This window comes from Methyloversatilis sp. S146-33 (genome assembly GCF_059552495.1).
This window is the reverse complement of the sequence record NZ_JCANOT010000037.1, coordinates 114214-121262: the sequence shown is the minus strand read 5'-3', so window position 1 is coordinate 121262 and position 7049 is coordinate 114214. Positions and strand designations below refer to the sequence as shown.

Below are 7049 nucleotides of genomic sequence, written 5' to 3'. Positions count from 1 at the left end.
TGATCGGTGCTTGGGGTGAGGGCGGGACATCTCTCCCACTGTCTGTACGTGCTTGCCGTCAGATCCGAGCTCGGTCCCTCCGCCCGACAAGCTATTCCTACGCTTGCCACGGTAGAACATACAAGCGAGCTTGCTCGCGATAGCGGCGCCGGTTCGGGTAAGGTCGGCGCCGCCGCAGTGTGGAGAACGACGCCGGTGTTGCGCATTCGTCCGCCATTCCGCCACGGCAGCGAGGATAATCCGACGCGTCATGACATACGGGCGGTCCGCGATGGCGAACGGGAAGGTGGTCGGATGGTTGGCGGCAGCGGTCGTGGTGGCCGCATCGGCCGGTGCATGGTGGCAGTTCGGGCGTACGCCCGGCGCGGACGTGGCGGCGATCGGTGACGACCCGTCAACGCCGTTTGCGGTCATGAACTGCACTGCGCGCAGCCGCGACGAGGGCCCGGTGCTGGCGGTGACCTTCAGCCGGCCGCTGGCCGCACGGCAGACGCTGAACGACCTGATGAAAGTGACCGACCTCGGCGAAGCCGACGCTGGCCGCGATGATGCCGACAAGGTCGCCGGTCACTGGCGCGTCGGCGACAACCCGCGCGTCGCCTTCTTTTCCGGCGTGCTGCCCAAGCGTCGCTACCGCATCGACATCGCGACCGGCGTGGCGGCGCGTTCCGGCGATCAGCTGGCCGGCGTCCACCAGTGCGAAACCCTGGTCGAGGACATGCCGCCGGCGCACTTCTTCGCCAGCCGCGGCACCGTGCTGCCGGCCGGCCAGAACGGGGGGCTGCCGGTGGTCACCGTCAACACGCCGGAGGTCGACGTGCAGTTCCTGCGTGTCGAGCCGGCGCAGCTACCGGCTTTCCTCGACAAGGTGTACGGCATCCGCCGCACCCAGGCCGAGGAGGGCGCGGACGGCGAAGGCGAGGTCTACGACGAGGAGTACTACGACGGCGGAACGGTGGATCTGCGTGGCCGCACCTCGGGCTGGTACCTGGACCGGCTGAAGGAGCTGTCGACCAGCGTCTATCTCGGCCGCTTCCTGACCGACGACAAGAAGGACCGCCGGCACGTGAGCTTCCTGCCGGTCGAGAACATCAAGGAACTGAAGGAGCCCGGCGTTTACATCGCCGTCATGAGCGCGCCCGGCAGTTTCGCGGGCGACTACCAGACCACCTATTTCTACGTCAGCGACATCGGCCTGCACTTGCACCGCAACGGCGGCCGCATCGACGCCTTCGCCACGTCGCTGAAGTCGGGTACGGCCCTCGACGGCGTCGAATTCGAACTGCTGGACGGCGACGGCAAGCGCGTGGCCACGGTGAAGGGCGACGGCGACGGTCGCGCCACCTTCGAGGCGGCACCGGCCGATGCGCGGCTGGTGATCGCGCGGCGCGGGCGAGAGCTGTCGGTTGTGTCGCTGGCCGAGGCGGCGCTGGACCTGTCGGAATTCGACACGTCGGGTCTGCTGCCGACCAGCACCAAGCTGTTCGCATACAGCGGTCGCGACCTCTACCGGCCGGGCGAAACCTTCGACGTGTCGGTACTGGTGCGCGACGCAGACGGCCGCGCGATCGAGCCGCTGCCACTCTCCGCGGTGCTGAAGCGGCCGGACGGCCGCACCGTGAGCCAGCGCGTCTGGAAAAGTTCGGGCGAGCAGCCGGGCTACTACCGGCAGCCGCTGGCAATACCGGCCGACGCGCAGACCGGCGCCTGGACGCTCGAACTGCGCGCCGACCCGGCGGCGAAGCGGCCGGACGCGGTCATGCGTTTCAAGGTCGAGGAATTCCTGCCCGAGCGGATGAAGCTCGCGCTGAAGTCCGATGAGCGCGTGCTGACCGAAGGCGCACCCTTCGACATCGGCGTGCAGGGCGACTACCTGTTCGGCGCGCCGGCCTCCGGCAACCGCCTGCTCGGCGCGCTCGCCACCGAGCGGCAGCGTTTCGCCTTGCCGCAGAAGAAGCCGGGCTTCATCTTCGGCGACTTCGCCGACGATGCGCTGAAGGGCCGGCGCGAGCTGGAAGAAACGGCGCTCGACGACAGCGGCGCCGCGACCGTCGAAGTGCCTTACGACCCGGGCGCCGCGCGCTCGCCGCTGCAGCTGCGCGTCAGCCTGAGCCTGCTCGAATCGGCCGGCCGGCCGGTCGTGCGTTCGGTCGAGCGTGCGTGGTGGCCAGCGCCGGCGCTGATCGCGGTGCGTCCGCTGTTCGACAGCGACGTCGCGCGCGAATCGGCACTGGCCGAATTCGAGGTCGGCCGCTTCCTGCCGGACGCCGCCTTTGCGCCGATCGACAAGGCCAATGTGCGGCTGTTCAGGGAAGAGCGTCAGTACTACTGGCGCTTCGACGACCAGCGCGGCTGGCACTCCGGCTTCAGCGAGAATGACGAGCTGATCGACAGCCGCAGCGTCGCGCTGAAGACGCAGACCAAGCTCGGTTTCCCGGTCACCTGGGGGCGTTACCGGCTGGAGATCGACGACCCGCAGACGAAGCTTACGATGCGCTACCGCTTCTACGCCGGCTGGGGCGCGCAGGACAACGAGGCGCTCGGCAACCGGCCGGACCGCGTGCAGGTGCGGCTCGAAGGCGCGCCCTACAAGGCGGGCGACACGGTGAAGGCGCACCTGACGCCGCCGCACGACGGCGAGGCGCTCGTGCTGATCGAAGGCGACCGCGTGCTGTGGGCCAAGCGGGTCAAGGTGAGTGCCGCCGGCACCGCCATCGACCTGCCGCTGGACAAGCGCTGGAACCGCCACGACCTCTACGTGTCGGTGCTGGCCTTCCGGCCGGGCAGCGAAGGCAGCCGCGTCACGCCGGCGCGCGCACTCGGGCTTGCACACATTCCGCTCGCGCGCGACGACCGTCGGCTCAAGGTGGCGCTGGACGCGCCGGCCAAGGTCGAGCCGGAAACGAAAACCACGGTGAAGGTGAAGGTCGATGGCGCAACCGGGCAGGCCGCCTGGGTGACGCTGTCGGCGGTGGATCAAGGAATCCTCAACATCACGAAGTTCGCCACGCCCGACCCGCACGGCTACTTCTTCGGCAAGCAGCGTTACGCACCCGACCTGCTCGACATCTACGGCCGGCTGATCGAGAAGATGGACGGCTCGCGCGGCAAGCTCAAGTGGGGCGGCGACGCCGGCATGCGCGACTCGCAGAGCATGCCGAAGAAGGTGAAGCTGGTCGATCTGTTCTCCGGCCCGGTGAAGCTGGACGACAAGGGCGAGGCGGCGATCACGCTGACGCTGCCCGACTTCAACGGCAGCCTGCGCCTGATGGCGGTCGCCTCGACGCCGGAGCGCTACGGCCACGGCGAGCGCGAACTGACCGTGGCCGCACCCATCGTCGCCGAACTGTCGACGCCGCGCTTCATCGCGCCCGGCGACAGCGCGAAGGTCGCGCTCGAAGTGACCAACCTGACCGAGTCACCGCAGCAGATCCGCCTCACGCTGTCGGCCGAGTCGCCGGCGCGCATCGCCGACGGCGCGCGCACGCTGACGCTGGCGCCGAAACAGCGCGAAACGCTGCGTTTCGACGCCGAGGCGGTCGAGGCGGAAGGGCTGGCGCGGCTGAAGCTGGTGCTCGACGCCAGTGGCGGCGCCAAGCCCATCCACATCGAGCGCGAAGCCGCGCTGCAGGTGACGCCGCCGGTCGCGCTCGAACGCAGCGTGCTGCGCATGAAGGTCGAGCCGGGCGCGCGTCAGGCCATCGACGCCGCGCTGCTCGATAGATTCTGGCCGGCATCGGCGACGCTGAACGTCAGCGCCTCGTCCAGCCCGCCGCTGAACATCCGCGAGAGCGTGCGCGGCCTGCTGCGCTATCCCTATGGCTGCGCCGAACAGACGGTCAGCTCCGCCTGGCCGCACGTCATCATCGACGAGGCCTACGCGAAGGAACTGGGTCTGAAGCAGTACTCGCGTGCGGAACGCGCAACCATGGTCGAGGGCGCCATCGGCCGGCTGGCCGGCATGCAGGGCGCGTCGGGCGGCATGACAATGTGGGGCGGCGGCGAGTACGAATACTGGATCAGCGCCTATGTCGCCGGTTTCCTGATCGACGCCAGGGCGGGCGGTTTCACCGTGCCCGAAGCCTTCCAGAAGAAGCTGGGCGACTGGATGCTGAAGGAGTTCCAGCTCGCGCCGTCGCAGATGCCGCGGCTGCCGGCGCAGGCAGGCAACCAGCCCGGCCAGATGGACCTCGTGCGCGGTGCCCACCTGCGTTTTGCCAACGCCGCCCACCTCGGCTATGTGCTGGCGCGCGAACAGCGCGCGCCGCTGGCCACGCTGCGCCTGCTGCATGACGAGCACCGGCAGCTGGCGAAGTCGCCGCTGGCGCTTGCCCACCTCGGCCTGGCGCTGAAGCTGATGGGCGACGAGGCGCGTTCGCGCGTCGCGCTCGACGAAGCGCTGACCAAGCCCTACGGACTGCGCGGCAACGACGCCGAGTACGAGTGGCTGGGCGACTACGGCAGTCCGCTGCGCGACCGCGCCACGCTGTACGCGCTGCTCGCCCGTCACGAGGTGAAGCTCGACCGCGCCGCCAACCTGCTGTTCGAGCTGTCGAACGACACCGCGAAGCGGCGCTGGCTGTCCACGCAGGAGCAGATCTCGCTGGTGATGGCAGGCCGCGCCGCCGGTCTGGGCGCGGGCAAACCGTGGTCGGCCGCGGTGGAGGACGGTGGTGACTTCAAGGGCGACAAGCCCGCGCTGCTCCCCGTCGACGCGGCGGCGGCGCGCAAGGGCGCGGCGATCAGCAACACCGGCGACGCGCCGCTCTATGTCGAGATCGAAGGCGCCGGCTATCCGAAGATCGCGCCGCCGGTCGACAACGGTCTGGGCACGGCGCAGCGCACGCTGTTCGAGGCCGACGGCCGTCCCTGGAGCGGCCGCGCGCTGAAGGTGGGCGAGCTGATGCTGGTGCGGGTCGAGGTCAGGCCGACCCGACGCGCCGACGACGCGCTGCTGGTCGACCGCCTGCCGGCCGGTCTGGAAATCGAGAATCAGAACCTGTCGCAGGGACCGCAGGCGACCGAATTCACGCTGCAACTGCCGGGCGGCCAGTCGCTGCGCGTGATGGACACGCTGATGGACAACCGGGTGAAACACCGCGAATACCGCGACGACCGCTTCGTCGCCGCGGTGAAACTCGATTCGGCACCGATGAACCTCGTGTACATGGTGAGGGTCGTCACCCCGGGCCGCTACACGGTGCCCGGCACCTTCGTCGAGGACATGTACCGGCCGGAACTGCGCATCGTCGGTGAACGCGGCGCGATGCTGGACGTTATAGACGGCGGACCGGCCCGCAAATGAGTGCGGCCGACAACGGGAGGAAGGGCATCATGATGCGAATGCGTTCGGTACATCGGGTGACTGTGGCCGCCCTGATCGGCATGCTGGCGGGTGCGTCGCCGGTGTGGGCGGACAGCCGTGCGGATTTCGACGCCTGGTCGACGGCGGCGCGCAAGCAGTGCGACGCCGACGCCCGCAAGGGCGGACGACTGGACGGCGTACTGTTCCATCGCTGCATGGTCGACGCGCACGAACGTGGCGGCTGGGTCGCGCAGGAACGCATCCAGCGCTGTCGCGAAAAATCCGGTGCCTTCTGGGGCAACCGCGAAGGCGAGAGCGATGAGTCGCTGTGGAACTGCCTGGCCCGCGAAGGCAAACGTCACGCCGACAGCGGTGGCGTGTCCACCGCGACCGGTGCCGCCGCGCTGCAGGGCCACGATTCGCCTGAACGCGCCAAGGCGCGCCGGCCGGCCTGCGAGGATTGGGCGCGAGACAACCTGGAACCCGGCGCCTCGCATCTCGACTACATCGCGCGCTGCATGTACTCGACCGGCTCGCCTGCCGCGGTGGGCGCGACGATGAGACGTGGTGGCACGAATGACGCGGTGGGTCAGGACGCTCCCGCGCTGCCGGGTGCCGCCGTTGGCGACAACCCGGTGCGTGCGAAGAACCGTGCCTGGTGCGCCGAGCAAAACGCAGGCGGTGATCGTACCGGTCTGCTGCGCTATGACTGCAGTTGCGTCGACAGCAGCACGGCGATGCAGCAGCGCACCAAGAAGCTGGACGATACGGCGATCGCCGCTCGCAAGTTCGACCTGAGCACCTGCGTCGATCGCAGCGCGACCGCCGAGCGCGTCGTCGCCGACATGGGCGGCCGCACCCTTGGCAGCCTGTTCGACAGCGACGACGACATCCGTACGCGCGAAGCCTGCTACCGGCGTGCGGTGGGCAAGGATCTGAAGACGGCCGATTTGTCCGACGACGCGCGGCTGCGCAACGCCTTGAAGCGGGTCTGCAAGTAGGCCGTCTGCTTCGCGCGTATTCCCTGTGGGAGTGGCCTTGGCCACGACAGGGCCGCGGCATTCCGCCCGCGTCGATCCAGGCAGGCTGTCGGGGTCAGAAGACCCCTCCCCCAGACTTCTCGCTCCGGCCGCAGATAGGGCGCACAGCCCGTGGGAGCGGCCTTGGCCGCGATGCGGTGGCTGACGCCACGGCGCCTGTATCTATTCTCAGGCGCCGCCGAAGTAGTGCCGCATCGCCTCGTTCGAAGTCTGGGTGTTCAGTTCATCGACCTGCATCGGCGTCAGCACGCTGCCGCTCGACCACATGTAGTGCTTGCGGAACCACTCGCGCAGTTCGGGCGAGCACTTTTCCATCGGGCCGTCGCGGCCTGCTTCGATCAGGTAGTGCAGCACGCGGTCGGCGCCCGGCGTGTCGCGGGTGACCATGCGATGCTTTTCCAGCGGGTGGAACAGTCGGCCGACGTCGTAGGCGGTGACCGTTGCCGGCAACTCGGTCAGGCGCCGGTCCAGTCGATCCAGCGCGCTTTCCCACGCCGGGTCGAGGCGGAAGCGCTGTTTCAGGCTGGCCACCCAGGCACGCAGCAGGCGCACGTAGTCGTGTTCTGTCGCTCGTTCACCGTTCATTGATGTTGTCCTTCGTCGGCATACGGAACTGATGTGCTATCGGCATCGGCCCGGCCGGCTTGAGAATGCGCATGGGTGGCCGTTATTGGATGGACGCAGCCCATGCACTCATCGCCCCC

Annotated in this window: 3 protein-coding genes; 2 read left to right on the top strand and 1 reads right to left on the bottom strand. The window is 68.8% G+C overall.

The genetic code is table 11. The features are described from left to right. Positions 1 to 271 precede the first annotated feature (271 nt). Together AC51BJ_RS15730 and AC51BJ_RS15725 are read left to right on the top strand one after the other, a co-directional pair. A complete protein-coding gene (locus AC51BJ_RS15730) occupies positions 272 to 5305 on the top strand; it encodes an alpha-2-macroglobulin family protein (protein ID WP_496280846.1) in 5034 nt (1677 codons plus the stop codon). 29 nt (positions 5306 to 5334) lie between these two features. Next, positions 5335 to 6306 (top strand): hypothetical protein, encoded by a 972-nt coding sequence (locus AC51BJ_RS15725; protein ID WP_496280845.1) that lies wholly within the window; start codon positions 5335 to 5337, stop codon positions 6304 to 6306. A gap of 207 nt (positions 6307 to 6513) precedes the next feature. Here the strand turns inward: AC51BJ_RS15725 and AC51BJ_RS15720 are convergent, their stop codons facing one another. Continuing rightward, positions 6514 to 6930 carry a hypothetical protein gene (locus AC51BJ_RS15720; RefSeq protein ID WP_496280844.1) on the bottom strand — a complete coding sequence of 139 codons (417 nt, stop codon included), beginning with the start codon at positions 6928 to 6930 and terminating at the stop codon, positions 6514 to 6516. Positions 6931 to 7049 lie beyond the last annotated feature (119 nt).

Excerpts from the sequence above, each read along its gene's own strand:
- AC51BJ_RS15720 (WP_496280844.1), bottom strand. The coding sequence starts at position 6,930 with ATGAACGGTGAACGAGCGACAGAACACGACTACGTGCGCCTGCTGCGT.
- AC51BJ_RS15730 (WP_496280846.1), top strand. The coding sequence starts at position 272 with ATGGCGAACGGGAAGGTGGTCGGATGGTTGGCGGCAGCGGTCGTGGTG.
- AC51BJ_RS15725 (WP_496280845.1), top strand. The coding sequence starts at position 5,335 with ATGATGCGAATGCGTTCGGTACATCGGGTGACTGTGGCCGCCCTGATC.